The organism is Bradyrhizobium sp. 4 (genome assembly GCF_023100905.1).
Lineage (GTDB): Bacteria > Pseudomonadota > Alphaproteobacteria > Rhizobiales > Xanthobacteraceae > Bradyrhizobium.
Window position 1 is genome coordinate 5,989,156 of sequence record NZ_CP064686.1, and the last position, 19,396, is coordinate 6,008,551.

At 64.7% G+C, this 19,396-nt stretch carries 19 protein-coding genes; 7 read left to right on the plus strand and 12 right to left on the minus strand.

The features are described 5' to 3' along the window. Window positions 1–125: 125 nt before the first annotated feature. The 4 genes from IVB45_RS28565 to IVB45_RS28580 all read left to right on the plus strand — a co-directional run bounded on the left by IVB45_RS28565 (window position 126) and on the right by IVB45_RS28580 (window position 2,289). Window positions 126–761: a TetR/AcrR family transcriptional regulator gene (locus tag IVB45_RS28565; RefSeq protein ID WP_247287981.1), complete on the plus strand. Its 636-nt coding sequence runs from the start codon at window positions 126–128 to the stop codon at window positions 759–761. 52 nt (window positions 762–813) lie between these two features. Further along, a complete protein-coding gene (locus IVB45_RS28570) occupies window positions 814–1,155 on the plus strand; it encodes a DUF6665 family protein (RefSeq protein WP_027570682.1) in 342 nt (113 codons plus the stop codon). Window positions 1,156–1,527: 372 nt separating this feature from the next. After that, entirely contained in the window at window positions 1,528–1,896 is a 369-nt protein-coding gene (locus IVB45_RS28575) for a response regulator (protein ID WP_247807532.1), read from the plus strand. A gap of 15 nt (window positions 1,897–1,911) precedes the next feature. Beyond that, window positions 1,912–2,289: a response regulator gene (locus tag IVB45_RS28580; RefSeq protein WP_247358624.1), complete on the plus strand. Its 378-nt coding sequence runs from the start codon at window positions 1,912–1,914 to the stop codon at window positions 2,287–2,289. Between the two features lie 133 nt (window positions 2,290–2,422). Here IVB45_RS28580 and IVB45_RS28585 read toward each other — a convergent pair whose 3' ends face one another. The 7 genes from IVB45_RS28585 to IVB45_RS28615 all read right to left on the minus strand — a co-directional run bounded on the left by IVB45_RS28585 (window position 2,423) and on the right by IVB45_RS28615 (window position 10,475). Then, window positions 2,423–3,151, minus strand: a complete 729-nt coding sequence (locus tag IVB45_RS28585; RefSeq protein ID WP_247358621.1) for a Crp/Fnr family transcriptional regulator — start codon at window positions 3,149–3,151, stop codon at window positions 2,423–2,425. A 47-nt stretch (window positions 3,152–3,198) separates the two neighbouring features. After that, on the minus strand, window positions 3,199–4,578 hold the full coding sequence (locus IVB45_RS28590) for an amidase family protein (protein ID WP_247358619.1): 1,380 nt from the start codon (window positions 4,576–4,578) through the stop codon (window positions 3,199–3,201). 61 nt (window positions 4,579–4,639) lie between these two features. Next, window positions 4,640–5,647 (minus strand): aliphatic sulfonate ABC transporter substrate-binding protein, encoded by a 1,008-nt coding sequence (locus IVB45_RS28595; RefSeq protein ID WP_247287976.1) that lies wholly within the window; start codon window positions 5,645–5,647, stop codon window positions 4,640–4,642. 29 nt (window positions 5,648–5,676) lie between these two features. Next, window positions 5,677–6,516 (minus strand): ABC transporter permease subunit, encoded by an 840-nt coding sequence (locus IVB45_RS28600; protein WP_027570676.1) that lies wholly within the window; start codon window positions 6,514–6,516, stop codon window positions 5,677–5,679. Continuing rightward, window positions 6,513–7,811 (minus strand): M20 family metallopeptidase, encoded by a 1,299-nt coding sequence (locus IVB45_RS28605; RefSeq protein ID WP_247358616.1) that lies wholly within the window; start codon window positions 7,809–7,811, stop codon window positions 6,513–6,515. The genes IVB45_RS28600 and IVB45_RS28605 overlap by 4 nt, the downstream gene beginning before the upstream one ends. Window positions 7,812–8,129: 318 nt before the next feature. Further along, entirely contained in the window at window positions 8,130–9,320 is a 1,191-nt protein-coding gene (locus IVB45_RS28610; RefSeq protein ID WP_247358615.1) for an extensin family protein, read from the minus strand. Window positions 9,321–9,626: 306 nt separating this feature from the next. Further along, window positions 9,627–10,475 carry a DUF2147 domain-containing protein gene (locus IVB45_RS28615; RefSeq protein ID WP_247358613.1) on the minus strand — a complete coding sequence of 283 codons (849 nt, stop codon included), beginning with the start codon at window positions 10,473–10,475 and terminating at the stop codon, window positions 9,627–9,629. A 195-nt stretch (window positions 10,476–10,670) separates the two neighbouring features. Between IVB45_RS28615 and IVB45_RS28620 the strand changes: the two genes are divergently transcribed. Both IVB45_RS28620 and IVB45_RS28625 read left to right on the plus strand, forming a co-directional pair. Then, window positions 10,671–11,447, plus strand: a complete 777-nt coding sequence (locus tag IVB45_RS28620) for a DUF2147 domain-containing protein (protein ID WP_247358610.1) — start codon at window positions 10,671–10,673, stop codon at window positions 11,445–11,447. 271 nt (window positions 11,448–11,718) lie between these two features. After that, window positions 11,719–13,182 (plus strand): FecR domain-containing protein, encoded by a 1,464-nt coding sequence (locus tag IVB45_RS28625; RefSeq protein ID WP_247359181.1) that lies wholly within the window; start codon window positions 11,719–11,721, stop codon window positions 13,180–13,182. Between the two features lie 156 nt (window positions 13,183–13,338). Here IVB45_RS28625 and IVB45_RS28630 read toward each other — a convergent pair whose 3' ends face one another. Beyond that, window positions 13,339–13,905, minus strand: coding sequence for an NUDIX hydrolase (locus tag IVB45_RS28630; RefSeq protein ID WP_247358608.1), 567 nt, complete (start codon window positions 13,903–13,905; stop codon window positions 13,339–13,341). Window positions 13,906–13,972: 67 nt separating this feature from the next. Further along, window positions 13,973–14,836, minus strand: coding sequence for an archaetidylserine decarboxylase (gene asd / locus IVB45_RS28635; protein ID WP_247358607.1), 864 nt, complete (start codon window positions 14,834–14,836; stop codon window positions 13,973–13,975). 35 nt (window positions 14,837–14,871) lie between these two features. Here asd and IVB45_RS28640 point away from each other — a divergent pair, with 35 nt between their 5' ends. Next, window positions 14,872–16,536: an aminotransferase class III-fold pyridoxal phosphate-dependent enzyme gene (locus IVB45_RS28640; RefSeq protein WP_247358605.1), complete on the plus strand. Its 1,665-nt coding sequence runs from the start codon at window positions 14,872–14,874 to the stop codon at window positions 16,534–16,536. A gap of 146 nt (window positions 16,537–16,682) precedes the next feature. On the opposite strand, the gene IVB45_RS28645 is transcribed toward IVB45_RS28640, so the two are convergent. The 3 genes from IVB45_RS28645 to IVB45_RS28655 all read right to left on the minus strand — a co-directional run bounded on the left by IVB45_RS28645 (window position 16,683) and on the right by IVB45_RS28655 (window position 19,239). Continuing rightward, complete coding sequence (locus tag IVB45_RS28645) at window positions 16,683–17,342, minus strand: hypothetical protein (RefSeq protein ID WP_247358604.1); 660 nt, start codon at window positions 17,340–17,342, stop codon at window positions 16,683–16,685. Between the two features lie 120 nt (window positions 17,343–17,462). Further along, entirely contained in the window at window positions 17,463–18,152 is a 690-nt protein-coding gene (locus IVB45_RS28650) for a methyltransferase domain-containing protein (RefSeq protein WP_247358602.1), read from the minus strand. A 34-nt stretch (window positions 18,153–18,186) separates the two neighbouring features. Continuing rightward, on the minus strand, window positions 18,187–19,239 hold the full coding sequence (locus tag IVB45_RS28655) for a glycosyltransferase family 1 protein (protein WP_247358600.1): 1,053 nt from the start codon (window positions 19,237–19,239) through the stop codon (window positions 18,187–18,189). Window positions 19,240–19,396 lie beyond the last annotated feature (157 nt).

A 19,396-nucleotide genomic window follows, 5' to 3' on the forward strand; every position in this document is an offset into this window, starting at 1 on the left:
ATATCATTGACCGAACGGTTCGGTCAATATAGATAATATTCCCGGACAGACCCTACTGGCCCGAATCCTTTATTTCGGTTTCATGACCCTCGACCGAAGCAAAAACTTTCCGAGACCCTGAACCAATGGTTGTAACCGGCCGCGAACATCTGCACGTCATCCAAGAGGAGGACAGCTCCAAACGCCGCCAGATCCTGGACGGGGCCCGCAAGGTGTTCATGGATCTCGGGTTTGACGGTGCCAGCATGGGCGAAATCGCCCGCGCGGCGCAGGTCTCCAAAGGCACGCTTTACGTCTACTTCGCTGACAAATGCGCGCTGTTCGAAGCCATCCTTGAGCAGGAGGCGCTCCAGCACGGGCAGGTCGCGTTCAATTTCGATCCGGCACGCGATGTTGAAACCACGCTGAAGGATTTCGGCCGGGCCTACAATCGTCTGCTGTGCCGGCCCGGCGGCGGGTCCGCGATCCGCACCGTGATGGCGATCGCCGAGCGCATGCCCGATCTCGGCCGCCGCTATTATGCGCGCGTGCTGGACAAATCCATCAACCGCCTCTCCGACTATCTCAACACCCATGTCGCCTCCGGCGATCTCGAGATCGACGATTGCGATCTGGCGGCGTCGCAGTTCATGGAACTGTGCAAGGCCTCGCTCTTCCTGCCCTTCGTCTTCCAGGCCGCGCCCGCACCGTCGGAAGAACGCATGAGCGAGGTCGTCGACAGCGCGACGCGGATGTTCCTGGCGGCTTATCGGGCGAAGTAGCGCCAGGCGGGCATGCGTTGCAGGCCATTCCGGCGCTCCTATATTGGGCCTCATGTCCCGTGATCTTCGGCCGCCGGTCGATATCCTCCATTATGAGATCGTTCAGGAACAGGCCTCCGCGCTTGGACGGATGGGCCGCACGCTCGAGCAGGCGCTCGCGCGCTTGCGCGAGTTCGACGCCGCCCATGCCCTCCCCGAGGTGCCGGACTCGATGCAACCGGCCAGGCGCAAGCTGGTGATGGAAGCCGGTCACGCGCTCTGGATGTTCGTGGTGCAGCGTGAGGCATCCGGCTTGCGCGACAGCCGCCACATCATGCGGACCTACAATGTCCCGGCCGAGGTGCAGCTGTGTATGGGGCTGGTCCCAGCACCGTCGAAGTCGGCCCGAAAATGATTTGCTACGGCGCCCGGCGCTCGGGCGTGCACTCCTTTGACAAGAAGCGGTTGTGCTTCCCGATGTCAGCTAAATCGTCAGGGAAAAACAGGCCCCAGCTCGCGGGGGGGCATTGAGCTGGGGCCATTGGGGTCACCCTTGGGGAAGGGTATCGGGAAAACTTGGCAATGGCAGGAATGTTCCTCCATTAATTTTGAAGAGGAATTGGCGCCGCGGGAGGAATGGCACGTACTGGTCTCTAAGTGCCCGGCGTAGCTTGAACTGCTTCGCTTTGTTCGTTCCACCGATGGAACAAAGAACCTTATGTGCACTTTGTAACGTTGGGCGAAGCAGGGGGAAGATGTGAATACGGCGGAACTTCCAACCATTCTGTTGATCGAAGACGAGGATGCGCTCCAGCTCATCGTCGAAGACGCTCTCTCGGAGGGAGGATTTCAGATCGCGACCGTGAAGACGGGCGAGGAAGCCGTCACGCTCCTGAAGGGTGGTCAGCCCTACCGGGCGCTCGTCACTGACCTCAATCTGCTGGGGCGCCTCGACGGCTGGGAGGTCGCAAGGGCCGCCCGTGAGATCGACCCGCATTTTCCCGTAGTTTACATGACCGGCGGCGCGGCCGATAAATGGCCCATCTGCGGTGTACCGAACAGCATTCTGCTTCAGAAACCATTTGCGCCCGCGCAAGTCGTTTCGGCTGTTTCCCAGCTCCTGAACGCGGCCTCGCAGCAGACGGGTCCCGCCTGAGAAACGGCGAGATCCGTGTCTGCATCAGTCCTCCTCATCGAAGATGAAGCGCTCATCCGAATGATGCTGGTCGAGATGATCGAGGAAGCGGGTCATTCAGTTGTTGCAGAAGCGGGAAACGTCACCAAGGGTGCCGTTCTTGCGACGGATGCCGAGTTCGATCTCGCGATCCTGGACATCAATCTCGGCGGCGACACCATCGAGCCAATCGCCACAGCAGTTGCGGGACGCGGCAAGCCCTTTTTCTTCGTGAGCGGCTACGGATCGTCGGGTGTGCCTGATGCCTTCAGGGGCACCCCGGTCGTGAGAAAGCCTTGCTTGCTGGCAGAGTTGCAAACCGCCATCGATGCCGCACTGGCGCGAGTGCCGAGTAAAAACCTTGGGCCGATCTAGCCGATTGCCTCGGCCTGGTATCGTAGTCGATGTGCATTGCTGCGATCGTCCGCAACGGGTCACAAGCCGTCCATCATGCTCAACGCGGAAGACTTCCGTTTGCAACGGTGAGCTGACCTTCATGCGTACACGCCTAGTCGGTCACCTGCTTCCGGAGCGCGGCGAGATCGTTGACGACCATCTTGGTCGGGCCGGTCCAGATGATGCCGTCGTCCTGGAGGCGGCTGAGGATCAGGCTGATCGACTGGCGCGTCGCGCCGATCATGCGCGCGAGATTGGCCTGCGTGATGCGGCCGAGCGAGATCGGGCCGCTCTCGTCCTGGGCTGCGTTCTCGCACAGCTTGACCAGGAGCAGCACCAACCGTTCCGCCGCCTTCTGTCCCGCCAGCGTCTGCGCCAGCATCGAATAGGTCTCGCCCTTGAAGCCGAGGCACTCAATCAGCGCGACTGCGAACGACGGCGACTGCGCGATCAGCCGGCGGACGGCATCCTGGTCGAGATGCAGTGCTTCGACCCGCCCGAGCGCGCGAGCCGACCAACTGTGGCGGTGATCGCCGAGGATATAGGGCGCGCCGACGAAGTCGCCTGCCTCCCAGGTCGACAGCATGAGCTCGCGCCCCTGCGTGCCGGCATGGGTGCTTTCGACGATCCCGTTCAGGATGATGTGGACGCCGTTTGCAGGCTCGCCCTCCCGGAGTAGATATTCGCGGTTCTGGTAGTTCGCGAGCCTGCCGGTTCGCATCACCAGCTCCAGATCGGGCTTGTCCAACGCCTTCAGCACATAACGTCCGGTCCCGGGCCGTGACGTTTCGGCGCGCGGCTCAGCTGGATCGGCCACCTCATGCGCATCGCTGCGCTCCACGATCGGTCTCCCTTCGAGTGACGGCTCGAAGGCTAGGAGGTCTCCGCTCAGATTGCAACGCGGCGCAGATGGTCGGGCCCGGCTGAAGCCTCCACGAAAGCGCAAGCCAGATCGGTGAGCAGGCGTTCCCGGCCGGCCGGCGCCAGGAACGTGACGCCATAGGGCACGCCGGCTGCGGTGACGGCGTTCGGAACGGCGATGGCGGCCAGGCCCAGCGGGTTGGCGTAATTGGTGTAATAGCCGTTGTTGAAGTTGGCCGTCAGCGGATCGCGCGCGACGTCGTCGATGCTCAGCACGGTGCCGACCGTCGGCACGACCAGCGCGTCGTGATCTTGCCAGAAATCGCGCAGCGACCGCTGGACCTCCTTGACCTTGTAGAGCGCGCGATAGGCGTCGGCCGCCGTGAACTTCCGGCTGCCGATGACGAGGTCGCGCACGATCTTCACGCCCGCGTCCGGGTTGGCGTCGAGGAATGCGCCGACCGAGACGTCCCGTTCGGCGAGGAACGGTCCGAAAAACATCAAATCGTTGACCGAGATGAACGGCGCGAAATCGACCGATGCGACCGACAGATCGAGTTGCCGCAGCTTGCGAAGCCCATCGCCGAACAGCGCCTCCGTCTCCGCATTGCCGAAGAACCTGAGCTGATCCGGACGCGGCGTTGCGATGTTGAGGGGCCGGGTTGGCGATGCCTGCTCCGTCCATCCGGCGAAAGCTTCTGGTGAAAAACAGTCCTCGGCATCGCGCCGCGCCAACACGCGATAGATCTCGTGGCCATCGCGGGGGTCGCGCGTGTAGAGCGAGATGGTATCAAAACTACGGCACGCGTAGACCATGCCGCGCTGACTGAAGGCGCCGGGCGCCGGCTTGAAGCCGGTCACGCCACAATAGGACGCCGGCACCCTGCCCGATCCGCCAGTATCGGTGCCGAACGCAAAGGACGAGGTGCCCGTCGCGACCGACACCGCTGCGCCCGAGCTGGAGCCGCCGGGGATGTAGTCGGGGTTGTGCGGGTTGCGGGCGATGCCATAGGGCGAGCGCACGCCGACGAGGCCGGTCGCGAACTGATCCATATTGGTTTTGCCGAGATAGATCGCGCCGGCGGCGATGGCGTAGGCGACGACCGGGCTGGTATCTTTCGCGGTGTAGGCGAATTCCGGGCAGGCCGAGGTGGTCTGCTCGCCGGCCACGTCGATACAATCCTTGACCGAGAACACGAGACCGTAGAGCGGCAGCTCGCCGATCTCGCCAATGCGCGCATCGAGCGCGCGGGCCTTCGCCATGACGCCGTCTGGATTTGCCGTCGAGATCCAGACGCCGCTCTGGTCGGCGTCGTCAAGGCGCGACAACACATGCGCGGCGACATCGGACGGCGTGAGCTCACCGCTGTGATAGGCGGCACGGAGATGGCCAGGTGCGAGATTCATGTCGGTCACGTGCTTGCGGGAATTGGCAATGTGCCGGCGAGGCAGACCCGCCGGCACCGACCTAGCGGCCGATCACCTTCTCCAGATAGGCGGGCTGGATGAAGGCTTCGAAGTCGGCGCGCGGCAGCAGCTTCGGCAGGCGCTCCTGCTTCACCAAGAAATCGGCGGTCGAGATCAGCGTGTCGACGAACTTGCCCTTTTTCGCGGATGTGCCGAGATACTCCTCCGTGAGCTGCTTGTTGCAGGGGATCATCCCGGTTCCTTTCATCATTCGCTGCGCGTCCTCGATGGGCAGCGAAAGCTCCTCCGCGATGATCTCGGCGGTCTTCTCCGGGTTCTTCAGCCAGAAGTCGATGCCTTCGCATTCGGCCTTGATGAACTTGTCGACGTAGGACGGATACTTCTCCGCGAACGTGTTCATGACGACGCCGATGTCCCAGGTCGGGTAGCCGCGCTTGGCCATCTCGCCCGAGGTGACGAGGATCTTGCCGCCGTTCTTCACAGCCTTGCCGAGATTCGGCTCCCAGAACCAGGCCGCGTCGATGTCGCCGCGAAGCCAGGCCGCCGCGATGTCCGACGGCGCGAGGTCCAGAATCTTCATCGAGGCGGGATCGACACCCTCGTCCTTGAGCGCCTGGAGCAGGAGGTAGTGCGTCGTTGAGCCGAACGGCGCCGCCACGGTCTTGCCCTTGAGGTCCTTGAGCGAGGTGATGTTCTTGTCGGCGCGAACCACCATCGACTCGACGTAGTCGAGCATGTTGATCACCAGGATGCCCTTGATCGGCAGGGCGCGCGTCGCGCCGATCGCGGTCGGCGGGTTGCCGAGGCCGCCGAAATCGACGTCGTTGCCAGCGATCGCGCGCAGCATGTCGCCACCGCCGCCGATCTTGACGTATTTGATGTCGACGCCCGGCATCTCCTTGGCGAGCAGGCCAAGATGCTTGGTGACCAGCTGCGCGTTGACGAGGTTCAGATAGCCGACGGTCACCTTCGCCGGCTTGTCCTCGGCGCGGACTGCACCCGTGAGCGCCAACGTGGTAACCGCGAGCGTCGCAATCAGTCTCTTCATGGAGGTCTCCCCTACGATCAGAATTGGATTCAGGCCCACGGCATCAACAGTTTCGCGATGCCGCGCATCATGAGGTCGAGCACGACGCCGGTGAGACCGAGCACGATCAGCCCCATGATCACGACGTCGGACAGCAGGAATTTTGCGGCGTCCCAGATCATCCAGCCGATGCCGGCGGATGCCGCGACGATTTCGGCGGCGACGAGAACGGTGTAGGTGAATCCGAGCGAGATGCGCATGCCGGCCAGAATCAGCGGTCCCGCCGCCGGCAAATAGACGTGAAACAGCAGGTGTCGCCGGGTCGCGCCGAGCGACTGGGCGGCGCGCACATAGACCGGGTCCACGCTGGTGACGGCCTGGATCGTCGAGATGACGATGCCCGGAAGACCGGCAAGAAACAGCAGCGACAGCTTCGAGCTCTCACCGATGCCGAGCCACATCACCAGCAGCGTATAAAGTCCGAGCGGCGGCAATGGCCGGTAGAACTCGATCAACGGATTGAGCAGCGCGCGTGCGTTGCGCGACACGCCCATGAGGACACCGAGCGGAATGCCGATCAGGCAGGCCAGCGTGAAGGCGGTGAGGATGCGATAGAGGCTTGCGCCGAGATGCTGAAGCAGGGTCGCGCCCTGATATCCCTTCGTCATCGTCTTGACGAACGCGGCCCAGACCGCCTGCGGCTTCGGCAGGAACAGCTCGTTGGCCCAGCCTCTCTCCGTGACAATGGCCCAGCCGGCCAGCAGCACGGCGACGGTCAGCGTCGAGAGCAGCACCGATCGCGAGACCTTCGGAAGCCGCAGCCGCAAGCTGCCGCGTCGCGTGCGATCCGGCGAGATTGGAATCGTCATGTGGGTCGCCTCGACGCTCATGTCCGCACTCCCAGGATCTGCATGATGGTCAGCGCGTAGATCCGCGTCGCCATCACCGACTTGGTGATCGAGATGTTCTCGTTGTCGACGGCCCAGCCGTCTTCTCCGGGACCGAACGTCACCGCATTGATGCCGGCTTCGCGGAAGCGGATCGTGTCGTTGAAGGCGTTCTTGCGGTTGACCCCGGGCTCGCGGCCCATCAGACGCCGGTAAACCGCGCGCAGGGAGCGGCAGGGCTCCTCCTCGACCGGCACCGGTTCGGTCGCGTTGACGAACAGCGAGCCGGGCACCTGGCGCACCTCCACCTTGACGTCGTTCACGCCGGCAAAAGTGTCCCGTCCGAGACGCTCGATGTCCGCAATCACGCTCGACAGCGTCATGCCGGGCACGATGCCGACCACGGCGAGTGTGATGGTGCAGGCATCCGGCGAAAACTGCATCTCGCCAGGCAGGCCGGACCGAATGCGCACCACGGCGCAGCAGGGCGGCGTATGTCCCATGAACTTGCTGGGGATATGCGTGAACGCCATGTCCTTCAGTTTCGGCAACAGCTTTGCCGCTTCCATGATGGCGTTGACGCTGATGTCCGGTCGCCAGATGTGCGACTTGATCCCGTGAACGGTAAGCTCGATCAGGCAGTGGCCGGAATTGGCCACCGACAGGTTCATGCCCCAGTCCTTGTTGACGTCGCCCCAGGCGGTCGGCTCGGCGGTGATCTCGTAGTCGGCGGTAAGGCCAACCTTGTTCAACATGTAGATGGAGCCCTCGGTGCCGTTCCGCTCCTCATCGACGGTGTAGCAGCACATCAAGGTGCCATCGAACTTCACACCCGCTTCGGTCAAGGCCTGCACTGCGAGCAACGATGCAGCGAGGTTGCCGCGCGTGTCGGACGTGCCGCGCGCATAGAGCAGATCGCCGTGGCGCGTCGCCTTGAACGGATCGAAATCCGTCATGTGCCATTTCTCGGGCTCGACGGCCGGATAGGTGTCGAGATGGTCGTTGAGAATGAGCGAAGGCGCGCCGTCCCGTCCCTTGAGCACGCCCAGCACGTTCGGCCGGTGCGGCTGCGCGCTGTGCTTGGTGACCTCCATACCGAGCGCTTCGAGCTTGCCCGCGACCAGCATCGAGATCGCCTCTTCCTCGGCAGGCGGCAAATCGGGATCCAGCGGATTGCCGGAACGGGGCTGGCCGGTGCGGATCAGCTCGGACGCGAGCTCAAGCCAGCGCTCCTCCGTGATGCGCGACAGCACGCGCTGTTCGAGATCCGAATAAGGAGGGGTGACAGGCATCTGCATGACGGGATCCGCTGGCTCACGGCGCCGGCAGCGCCGCTTCGTGGCAGCTTCCTCATTGCAGCGACCGTGCCAACTGCTGGAAAACCCCGAGGCGGCAGAGTTGTCTTCCTGACTTCAATGGCTTAGGCGAGATTTGCGCATGCGCAAATTTTTGCGCTCGAGACGCGCTCTGCCGAAGACGCGACGCCGGCTGAACAGGCTGGGGTCAGCGCGAAGCCGGCCGGCGTGGGGTCGTAGCCCGCACCCAGCGAAGCGGAATGCGGGAACACCTTCCCTATTGCGCTGCCCGTAATCCAGGCTACGGGCCACGCGCGATCCTCAGTCGTCGGCGTACTCGTCCTCTTCGTGCTTTCGCGCCATGCTCTTGCGCGTCCCCAGCGAGCCGGTCACGGAGGGATCGCGTGCATTCGCATAGGGATTGCGCCCGCCCGCTCGCGCGGCAACCTCTTCGCCGGAGACGGCGGCGGGCTGGCAGATCAGGCGGCGGCTGGCGCGGCGCATCAGATCGACGTGGATGTGATCGTAATGATAGACGTTCGAGCCCGGCGCCAGCACCGTGGTGAAATGCACGCAGGCGCCCGACTGCACGTCGCGCAGGAATCCCTGCTCTTCCGGCATGCCGCGCCAGCCATCCTTCACGGTGACGCGGCGGCCGTCGGCGAGCACGAAGGCGGCGATGTCGAGCGCATTGCCGAAGGCGTGCTCGGAAATATGGGCATGCGAATTGCCGTTCATGCCGCGGCAGGAATAGGCGGAGATCTGCTTGATCTCCGCGACGCGGGTGCCGAACCAGCGCATAGCCGAGGGCTGCACGGTGTCAGCAAGCCAGCGGTCGAGCTCGGACACGATCGGACAGGCCAGCGTCGCAACCGGCTTGATCGCAACAGGGCCGACGGCGGTGACGGGATCGCCCCGTGCCGGACCAAGACGCGGCGGCGGCTGCTGCGCGGGCGCCTGCGAGTACGGCGCCGGCCGCGCCGGATAGCTCGGCGCATTCATGTAGCGCGACGCACCCGCGGCATCGGTGCCCTCGGGCGGCAGGTCGATCTCGTCCTCCTGCTGCGCCACGCCTGGCGCGTTCAGAGGCATTGGACCAGGGGAAGCGCCATAGCCGGAGGGCTGACGCACCGCGCTCTCGGGATAGTTTGAGCGTTGCGGATAGTTCTGGCTCTGCGGGTAATTCGATCGCGGCTGCGTCACCGGCCAGCGCGGCTGGTTGCCAATGCTCCCGGGCGGTCGCAAATCCTCATCGGCAAAGCCGTAGCTGCTCGAGCCTTCGCCGAGGGCGGCGACCTTGAGCGGAAACTCGGCGCCGCACATGCCCGGCCCGGAGATCGGGTCGATGCGGACGAGATCCGGCCCTTCTTTCACCGCGCCTGATTTCAGGCATGCGGCTTCGGCCTCGGCCCGCCACGGTTCACGTTCGGCCTGGAAGACGCCGCGTCCGCAACCCGCTAACGAAACAAGGACGATGGAGCCGACAAGATACAAACGAACTCCGCGCGTCATGCACGCACGTTCGGTGAATTTACTTAAAGACTCTTCAACGTGTTGATTTCAGTGTTCTTTAACCATGTCAGCTCGCGCGAGCAGCGGCCCCTGCCCCGACGAGCGACAGCAAGGCTGACTTTTCCGAAAAGAGACACTCTGTTAACCATGACGTCCTCGCGCAAGGCGGCGCGAGCAGCGGGAGCGACCTCATGACGTTCGCCGGGAGACTGAGCGTTATCACCGCGTACCTCGCCATGGCCTTTGTCGGCGCCATCGTGCTCGGCATGATCTAGCGGCTTCAGCCGGAGGTATCGAACGCGTCCCTTACGACCGCGCGCTCCACTGCCGCGACGTCGTGATCAGCTTCTCCGGCCGCTCTTCGGCTCGCGTCCAGTCGTTGCCGGAACACCAGAAATGGCCCAGTGCGCAGGCTTCGACGTGGAGCTTGCCGGAGTTCTTCAGCGTCATCGTCGCATAATAGGTGCTGCCGCTGGAGCGACTGTAGATGTTGCCGGTCCAGACCTCGTGCGTTTTCGGTTTCATGTTGACGAGCACGCTCTCGCCCCTGGTCGATGCTTCCGTCAGCGCGAAGCCGCACAGTGCCGGTCCGCAGCGTTCGATGCGAACCGTGCCCTTGGCGCCTGCGCTCTCCCATTCGCCGAGCGGCAAATAGGCGAGTTCGTCGTCGCTGCGCTCAGGGCTCGTCACCGCCTGCTCGAGCACCGGCCTCGGCGAAACGACCGGCGCCTCCATGCGCGGCGGATCGATCGCGACGGTCTTCGGCGGATCCGTCCGCGGTAGCTCGACCCGTGGCGGATTGGAGCTTGGCGCCGGCGGCAGGACAACTGGCTGCGACGTCGTCGAGGCAAGGACAGGAGCCGCCGGCGCCGGTGGAGGCGCGACCGCAATGGCTGGCGCCGGCCTGACCGGAGCCACGGGATAGAGCGGCTGCGGCGGCGGTAGCACCGGCGTCGGCGCCGGTGTCGTATCGACGTCCGGCCGAAAGCTGCGATGGGAGGAAACCGCGACACAGGAAGCCGATCGGCAATTCCTGGGCGACTCGACCTGGAATCGATGACCGCCGATCGAGAACGCGTAGGATCCGGCCTCGGCTGCGGGCGCAATCGCCATCAGCGCGATCAAGGTGCCAAGCGAAGTCACAAGCCGCATCATCGGCGCCTCCCTCTGTGTGGCGACGAGGTTACGCGGATGGGATCGCGGTCGAATGTGCGCTGCGTCACCCAGCGGCCGCGAGCCGTTGTGATGTCTATCACAGAACGTCCGGTCAGCCCGGCGTAGGGTCGAACCACGCTTCATCCACCCGCGACTTCAGTCCCATCGGGACCCACACATTCTTCGGAGGTTGTCATGAACAAGCTCACCATCGCCGCCACCGCTCTCTTCCTCGCGTCCACCGCCGCCGCGCATGCCGGCAATGCGATCTCGTTCCAGATCGAAGGCCAGAACATCCGCATCGAGACGCCGCGCAACTGCGCCTCGCTCAACTGCGTGACCATCGTGGCGCCGGGCTTGTCGGACAAGCCGATCAAGCTGAACAACATCAACCTCAAGGGCCTTGGCTCCAGCTCCAAGGACGACGACGTCGATACCACGCCGGCTCCGGCCACGACCGCGCAGCCGGCGCCGGCTCCGGTGCTGCAGCAGCCCGCGCAGCAGGCGCCGGTGCAGGCGACCGCCCCTGCAGCGCCCGCTATCGCGGCACCGAGCACGACGATTGCCGCTGCTCCGTCCACCGGCTACGACGCCACGACACAGACCGCGCCCGCTGCTGCGCCCGCGCCCGTCGCGGTTGCTCCGGCCCCCGCTCCGGCTCCGGTCGCCGCCGCGCCTGTTGCGGTTGCCAACACGCCGATCGGCGTCTGGGCCACCGAAGAGAACAAGGGCAATGTCCGCGTCGAACAGTGCGGCGTCAATCTCTGCGGCTACGCCGCGAAGACCAATGAGCGCATCCTGATCAACATGAAGCCCGACGGCGCGAAGTGGAGCGGGCGCATCCACGATCCCGACTCCGGCCGCAATTACGACTCGACGATCGCGATGAAGGGCCCGAATGCAATGCGTGTGCAGGGCTGCGCCTTCGGCGGCATGTTCTGCGGCGGCCAGACCTGGAAGCGCGTGAGCTGACGCCGCAGGTGTCGTCTCCAACACATGCACATTCTTCGTCATGCCCGGGCTTGTCCCGGGCATCCACGCTCTTAGTCCCGCGCTTAAAGGCGTGGATGGCCGGGACAAGCCCGGCCATGACGGTGGAGAGGCTTGGCCACAAGCTAACGTCGCGTACCATTTGAACGTTCGCCGCCCCCGTGCGATAGACATTCATCCGCCGTTCAGCTGTACGCGGCTGATATCGGTCGATCTCGCCTCGCGTTTCTCACCGGGACTCTTCGTGACATTTATCGTGGCCTGGCGCCGCTTCATGTTCGCGCTTGCGCTGCTGGCGTTGCCGCCGGCCGGGGCGAGCGTTGCGTTCGCATCCGATGCGATCGAGCTTGCGCAGGCGCAGCCAGAAGCGCAACCGTCGCCCGCCCCCTCGCCGACGCCATCGGCTTCACCCGCTCCCCCGACCGAAGCGCAGCCCGCCGCCGTCGAGCCGATCGGCAACGTCGCGACGGTGACGGGCATCGCGACCGTGATCCGCGACAAAAATTCCTATCCGCTACGCGTGCGCGACGACATCTTTCTCAACGACGTCGTGCAGACTTCGTCGAACTCATCGCTCGGCATCACCTTCAACGACGCGACCACGTTCAACCTCTCGGCCAGCGCAAAAATCACCATCGACACTTACGTCTATGAGGACGGCGGCAAGCAGAACGCAGGCATCTTTGACATCGGCAAGGGCACGGTCGCCTTCGTCGCGGCGGCGGTGGCAAAGACCGGCAACATGAAGATCACGACGCCGACGGCGACGCTGGGCATCCGCGGCACCACGGGCGTCGTCGACGTGCCGGAAGGCGCGGCCGCGAACAAGACCAACAACGTCAACATCAAGCTCTATCCCGACGCCGACGGCCGGGTCGGACACATCGACGTCGACGACCGCACGAGCGGGACGCGGCTCGGCGCGCTGACGCAAGGCGCGAGCGGTTTTGCGATCCGGCCGGGCGCAGCCGCGGCCGGCGTCATGCGCTTTGCCGCGGTGCCGATCACGATCGCACCACAGCAGATCGCGCGCGACCGCGGCTTCGTCAGCCAGGTGCATCTGGCGCAGACTACGGGCCGGCAGATCGTCACCGAGCAGCGCGACTTCCGCCGCGCCAATCCGACCGCGAGCCCGCGCATTCCGCGGCCGTTCCAGCCGCCGCAACAGCAACAATTGCGGCCAAACACGGCGCCAGGACAACAGCCACAACAGCCCCAGCGGCCGAACGGTCAGCCCGGTCAGAACAACCGTCCGGGGCAGCAACAGCCAGGCACGCCAGGCCGTCAAGGCAGCCAGCCGCCGCAGCGGCAGGGCCAAGCGCCGGGCCAAGGCGGCGCCGTGCAGCCCGGTACGCCGCGCGTGGGTCAGGGTCAGCAGCAACAAGGCCAGAAGCAAGGCGCGGGACGTCCGGCAGGCCTACCGCGCGCCGGTCAAGGCACGCAGCCTGACGGCAGGCCACAAAACCAGCCGCAGCGCGGTGGACAGATTCCGACGCAGCCCGGCGGAGTCGCGCCGCAGCAGCCGGCCGGAACGCAGCAGCAGCCCCACGTGCAGCCGCAACTTCCGCGCACCGGCATGCAGCCGGGGCAGCCGCCCGCCGCTCAACCTCCGGGCATGCAGCGCCCGGGCGGATTCCAGCAGCGCCTCCCCGCCGCGCAACGTCCCGTAGCGCCGCGAAGGCCAGCGCCAGTTCCGAAGGAGAAGGAGCGGCGATGACTTTCTTCCTTCTCCCCTTGTGGGAGAAGGTGGCGCGAAGCGCCGGATGAGGGGTTCTCACCGCGAATCCATTGCGACAGCTTCGCGCGTGGAGAGACACCCCTCGCCCCTTGTGGGAGAGGGTGCACCGTCAACGCGGGGCGAGGTGAAGAAAACTCACGCGTCACCGCGCAGCCAGGCCTTCACCTTCTGCAACAGACCGTGCCGCAACTCGCCGACCGAAGCCGCTTCGGCTGGCGTCAGCGTCTGCAAGGCTGCATCGACATCCTCGGTCGCGAGCGGCGATCTGACGTCGGCATCCCCCGGCGCAAGCCCAGCGGCCGCGAGCGCGATCGGGCCAACCTGGGTCAGGAACACGCGCTCGTCCTCGCGCGACAGGCGCCCGAGCGCGTCTTCCAGCGTCAGCCAGTCGACGGCCTTGATGTCGTTCATCAGCTTGCGGACCGGACCGTCCCCGGCCTCCATGCGCCAAAAATGCACGACCTTTGAACGTCCGCCCGACTGGTAGACGAGTGTGCCCAAAAATTCGTGGATGGTGACGTCGTGACCGGTCTCTTCCAGCACTTCGCGATGCGCGGCTTCTCTCGGCGTTTCGCCGTCGTCGAGCTTGCCCTTGGGCAAGACCCATTCGTTGCGCTTGCGCTGGCGCACGACGGCAATCAGCGGCGGCGCACCTCGCCGCAGCACAATACCACCCGCCGCCATGACCGGCGCCCGTGCCATCACCCAATCCGTCGTCGCAGAAACGTCCCCACGAACGATATAGGCAGCCGACGCGGCAGATTGAAGGCTAGTTTTTTCTCAGCAGCGCTTGACCTGCGCGAATACGCGTGCCTTCGGCGATGCCGTCGCAGAAGGTGAAATCGCCGGGCGCGAGGATGATGATGGTCGAGCCATGCTCGAACCAGCCGAGCTCCTCGCCTTTGCTCACGTTGACGTCGCAGGGGAAATTGACCGGCCCCCTGGTCTGCGCATTCAGCACCATGTCGAGGAAGTGCAGACGGATGCTTGCGACCAGGATCGCGGCGACCGGTACCAGCGTCACGGCTTCGCCCGTCGGCAAACGCGTGCGGATCACCGCGCGCTCGTTCTTGCAAAACAGACGCTCGACCCGCTTCAGCGCGATCGGGTTGACGTTCCAGACATCGCCATGGATCAGCGTGACGCGTTCGATATGCGCGTCAAAGGGCGCGTGGAAGCGGTGATACATGCTCGAGGTCAGCCGCAGCGTGATGAAGGAGCCGTTGCGGTGCTGGTCGACCAGCACGGAGTCTCCGAGCAAATCGAGCAGCGAGTACGGCGCGCCCTTGACCTGGAACAGCTCGGTGTTGGCGATCCGGCCATGGGCGCCGACGATGCCGTCGGACGGACTGGCGACAATGGAGGGGTCCGGATCAAAGGGCCGCAAGCCGGGTTTGAGCTCCCGGGTGAAGCAGTCGTGCAGACTCCTGAAACGGGTCTTGCGCGCCCCCGACAGATCGAGGTCGGAGAACAGCTTCCACAGCGCGATGGAGCCTTCACGCACCAGTGGGTTCTCGATCTTGGAGAACCAGCCCATGAAGCGGGTCAGGGCCGCGCGGGGGATGCGGTTGGTCAACAGGAAGTTGAGGTCTTCCTGCTGGGTGAAAGAGGCGATGAGGGCTTTGACTGTCATGAATCTGTCAGCTCGCAGTATTAGCGCTTGTTGTCATGGAAACGACACTCCCGATTCTTTCTTTGTCCGTGGCCGCCGCAGCTTCCGTTGCCGCCGCCTTCCCGAAAATCAAGGCGCGGATCGAATTGTCCCGCGCCAAGCACCGCTCGCTCGCCGGGCACTCCAAGATGTCCCGCCGGGTGGCCAAGCTGCTTCCGTTCTACGAATTCGAAGGCGATGCCTACTTCGCCTGCGACGGCGCGCCGGCGAACGTCGCAACGCAGCGCAAGGACGGCTTCTTCCGTCTCGCGTGTCTCTACGCCGAGCGCTACCCCAAGGGCCGCGCGATGACGAAGGACGCGGCGGAGAAGATCTCCGACCTGCACTTCACCGAGAGCTACCGCGTGCCGTTCCAGTTCTCGCGCCTCGTTCGCGAGCATCTGGGCACCTCGACCTTCGTGGAGTCGTCGCGCGGCGTCACGGTCACGGATGTCGACGGCAATACCTCCTACGACCTCACGGGGTCCTACGGCGTCAACATCTTCGGCAACGACTTCTACAAGGAATGCATCGAGGGCTCCGAGAAGCGCGCGCACGCGCTCGGACCGGTGCTCGGCCCCTACCATCCCGTCATCCTCGAGAACGTGGCGCGGCTGTGCCAGATCTCGGGCCTCGACGAAGTCTCCTTCCACATGTCCGGCACCGAAGCCGTGATGCAGGCGGTGCGGCTCGCGCGCTACCACACCAGGCGCACCCATCTCGTCCGCTTCGCCGGCGCCTATCACGGCTGGTGGGGCGACGTGCAGCCCGGAGTCGGCAATCCGATTCCCGCGCACGAGACCTACACCCTCGCCGAGATGTCGGAGAAGACGCTGCACGTGCTGCGGACGCGCAAGGACATCGCCTGCGTGCTGGTCAACCCGCTGCAGGGGCTGCATCCGAATGGCAACGCGCCCGGCGACTCCTCGCTGGTTGATTCCTCCCGCGGCGGCAATTTCGATCGCGCGGCTTATACGGAATGGCTCAAGAAGCTGCGCGAGGTCTGCGACCAACGCGGCATCGTGCTGATCTTCGACGAGGTCTTCGTCGGCTTCCGCCTCGCCCCGGGCGGCGCCCAGGAATACTTTGGCATCAAGGCCGACATGGTGACCTACGGCAAGAGCCTCGCCGGCGGCCTGCCGGTCGGCGTGGTCTGCGGCCGACGCGAGCTGATGCGCCGCTTCCGCGACGATCGCCCCGCCGACGTTTGCTTCGCCCGCGGCACCTTCAACTCGCACCCCTACGTCATGACGGCGATGGACGAATTTCTGAGCCGGCTCGCCAGCCCGAACTTCCGCGCCGTCTATGACGGGTTGGACGAGACCTGGAACGAGCGCGCGCAACAACTCAACCGGATGATGGAGGGCGCGGACCTGCCGGTGCGGTTCGCCAACTTCTCCTCGATCTGGACGGTGAAATACACCACGCCATCCCGCTACAACTGGATGCTGCAGTATTACCTGCGCGCCGAAGGCCTGTCCCTGAGCTGGGTCGGCACCGGCCGGCTGATCTTCAGCCTGAACTACACCGATGCCGATTTCACCGAGGTCGCCGAGCGTTTCGTCCGCGCGGCCGAGAAGATGAAAGCCGACGGCTTCTGGTGGCACGATGGCGTCCTCACCAACAAGGCCATCAAGCGGCAGATCCTGAAAGAGATGCTCGCCAAGCGCTTCCGGCGCTGAGGCCAAATCCGCCAATGCCGTCATTGCCGAGCCCGTCCCAGCCATCCACGCGCTTCCGCGCGAAAGCCGCAAGACGTGGATGCCCGGGACGAGCCCGGGCATGACGCAACCGCCAGACATCGGAAGCCTTGGTGAGATCGCGGCGCTCAGGCGTGCCGCTCTTCGAGCGTGGGCTCGCCGATCAGGCCCAGCGTGTGCTCGGGGTTGAGGTGCAGGCCGGGGTCCATCAGCTCGCCGCGCATCAGCGCCAGCGGCGCGTTGCGGTAGAGCATCAGATCGTGGAAGGGGTCGGTCAGGATCTTCGTCATCCAGACGAGGCCGGTCTCGACGTCGCGAATGAAGAACAGGTGCACCGTGCGGAACATCAGACCGCCGCCGCCGACGACGAGCCAGACCTTGGCGACCTGCCGCATGAAATCGGTCGCGCCCGCCCAGGGCGTGAACAGTCCGAACAGCGTGGGATCGACCAGCAGCACCAGCGGCGACAGCGCCCAGATCGACATCAGCACCACCTTGCGCCGAAGATTGTAGCCGACCTTGATCTCTTCCTTGTGCTCGTGCGTCGCCTGGTTGATCTGGTCGTAGCCGTGCGGCTCGAAGAAGAAGTGACCCGCCTGGCGCGAGGTCATCGAGACCAGCCATCCGACCAGCGCGGAGACCATGGGATCGATGAACAGCCAGACATAGGCGAACAGGAAGCTCAGCGCGCTCACGAAATGCAGGCTCTGATTGATGCGGCTGTGGTGATAGTAGCGATGGTCGTCCCAGCGCTGGATCCGCAGCTGCTCGAGATAGTTCTTGATCATGCTCTCCCCCAAAATGCTTTCGGGTTCAGGATTTACAGAGATTCGATGTAGGCCGTGTGACATCATCATTTTGTCATGTGACGATGTGCAGCGACGCGGTGACGCACGCGTGAGCTTGGGTTACGCCGCTTTTGCGACGTCGATCTTGCGGAAGCGCACCAGCGAGAAATGGCCGAGCGGCGGAATCAGGCGACGCTCGGCGAGCTCGATGCCATTGGCGCCGGCCAACCATTTGGCGTAACGCGACCAGGCGAACTCGGCGGTGCGGAAGCCGAGCGGACGCACCACCGGCTGCAACTTCTGCTCGATGAAGCGGCGCATGCCGGTATCGGCGCTGACGCGGGTGAGGATGATCAACTCGCCGCCCGGACGCAGGACGCGGGCGAATTCGTCCAGCGCGACTTCCGGATTCGGCACGGCGGTGACGACGTATTGCGCCATCACGACGTCGAAGGAATTGTCGGGGAATTCGAGCTTCTCGGCATCCATCACCGCGAGGCCCTCGACGTGCTCTAGGCCGCCCTCGGCGACGCGCTGGCGCGCCTTGTCGAGCATCGCCTCCGAGATGTCGGTGCCGAAGATGCGCAGATGCGGCGCGTAGAGCGGCAGCGAGATGCCGGTGCCGACGCCGACCTCGAGCACCCGGCCGCCGATCTTGTTGGTGGCCGCGATCGCGGCCTGCCGGCCTTTGGCGAACACGCCTCCGAACACGAGGTCGTAGACCGGTGCCCAACGATCATAAGCCTGCTCGACCGTGCCACGGGTGAGGTCGAGCTGCTGGGTGCCGTCAAGGTTCATGATCTTAGCCATCGATGAGGTTCTCGCTGTGGTCGAAACGTTGGGGTCAACCGCGCACCGGCCGCCGCGCCATGATCGGCGAGGCGCGCAAGGCACGACTGGGCTGAAGTGAAGTGAGGTTGCCGACGAATTGGCGCGCGCTGTTTTCCCAGGAGCGCTCCAGCGCGAAATTGCGGCAAGTCTGGCGCGACATGGTGAGTGCGCGCAGACACGCGGCCCGCAGATCATGGTCGATCGCGCCGATCGGATGATCGGCGATGACGTCCTTCGGACCCGTCACCGGAAACGCCGCAACCGGCGTGCCGCAAGCGAGCGCTTCGAGCTGCACCACGCCGAACGTGTCGGTCAGGCTCGGAAACACGAACACGTCGGCGGCGGCGAGATGCGCGGTTAGATCGGCGCCCTTCTTCTCGCCGAGGAAGACGGCGTCGGGATATTTCTTTTCGAGCGCGGCCTTCTGCGGGCCGTCGCCGATGACGACCCTGGTGCCTGGCAGGTCGAGCGACAGGAACGCCTCGAGGTTCTTCTCCACCGCCACGCGGCCCATCGTCATGAAGATCGGCCTGGGCAGATCGAGCCTGGCCGGAGACTCAGGATGGAACAGCTCGGTGTTGACGCCGCGGGTCCAGAAGCCGAGCCGCTTGAAGCCGCGCTCGGAGAGCTCCTGCCGCAGCGAGGGCGTCGCCACCATCGTCATCGCGGCGGCATCGTGGAAGTGGCGCAGCACGGCGTAGCCGACGCTCGCGGGAATGCCGGTCCGCACCGAGACGTATTCGGGAAAGCGCGTGGTGTAGGAGGTGGTGAAGGCGAGCCGGTTGCGGCGGCAATAGGCCCGCGCCGCCCAGCCGATCGGCCCTTCGGTCGCGATGTGCAGCGCCTCGGGCGCCGCCTTCTCGATCCGCCGCGCAATCTCCTTGCCGCTCGGCAGCGCAACGCGCAGCCCCGGATAGGTCGGCAACGGCCATGACCGAAAGCCGTCCGGCGTGAGGAAGTCGATCTCGACATCCAATGCCTTGGCCGCGCCAGCCAGCGAGGTCAGCGTCCGCACCACACCGTTGACCTGCGGATGCCAGGCGTCAGTCGCGATTAATACCCGCATGGGGAAATCCCGAGATTTTTATGATTCTCGGCTTAGGACCATCAACCACGGATATTTCAGGCGTGTGACGTCATGGAAGTGTCGGCCCGCTGTTTTGTTCGTTAACGGGTCCGCTCAGCCACGAAACCGTCATGAAACAATCCTTTCCGCCATGAAA

Coding starts and splice junctions, on each gene's coding strand:
- IVB45_RS28615 (WP_247358613.1), bottom strand. CDS start 10,475: ATGATGCGGCTTGTGACTTCGCTTGGCACCTTGATCGCGCTGATGGCG.
- IVB45_RS28640 (WP_247358605.1), top strand. CDS start 14,872: ATGGAAACGACACTCCCGATTCTTTCTTTGTCCGTGGCCGCCGCAGCT.
- IVB45_RS28590 (WP_247358619.1), bottom strand. CDS start 4,578: ATGAATCTCGCACCTGGCCATCTCCGTGCCGCCTATCACAGCGGTGAG.
- IVB45_RS28605 (WP_247358616.1), bottom strand. CDS start 7,811: ATGCAGATGCCTGTCACCCCTCCTTATTCGGATCTCGAACAGCGCGTG.
- asd (WP_247358607.1), bottom strand. CDS start 14,836: ATGACAGTCAAAGCCCTCATCGCCTCTTTCACCCAGCAGGAAGACCTC.
- IVB45_RS28620 (WP_247358610.1), top strand. CDS start 10,671: ATGAACAAGCTCACCATCGCCGCCACCGCTCTCTTCCTCGCGTCCACC.
- IVB45_RS28595 (WP_247287976.1), bottom strand. CDS start 5,647: ATGAAGAGACTGATTGCGACGCTCGCGGTTACCACGTTGGCGCTCACG.
- IVB45_RS28630 (WP_247358608.1), bottom strand. CDS start 13,905: ATGGCACGGGCGCCGGTCATGGCGGCGGGTGGTATTGTGCTGCGGCGA.
- IVB45_RS28600 (WP_027570676.1), bottom strand. CDS start 6,516: ATGAGCGTCGAGGCGACCCACATGACGATTCCAATCTCGCCGGATCGC.
- IVB45_RS28650 (WP_247358602.1), bottom strand. CDS start 18,152: ATGGCTAAGATCATGAACCTTGACGGCACCCAGCAGCTCGACCTCACC.
- IVB45_RS28655 (WP_247358600.1), bottom strand. CDS start 19,239: ATGCGGGTATTAATCGCGACTGACGCCTGGCATCCGCAGGTCAACGGT.
- IVB45_RS28645 (WP_247358604.1), bottom strand. CDS start 17,342: ATGATCAAGAACTATCTCGAGCAGCTGCGGATCCAGCGCTGGGACGAC.
- IVB45_RS28570 (WP_027570682.1), top strand. CDS start 814: ATGTCCCGTGATCTTCGGCCGCCGGTCGATATCCTCCATTATGAGATC.
- IVB45_RS28610 (WP_247358615.1), bottom strand. CDS start 9,320: ATGACGCGCGGAGTTCGTTTGTATCTTGTCGGCTCCATCGTCCTTGTT.
- IVB45_RS28565 (WP_247287981.1), top strand. CDS start 126: ATGGTTGTAACCGGCCGCGAACATCTGCACGTCATCCAAGAGGAGGAC.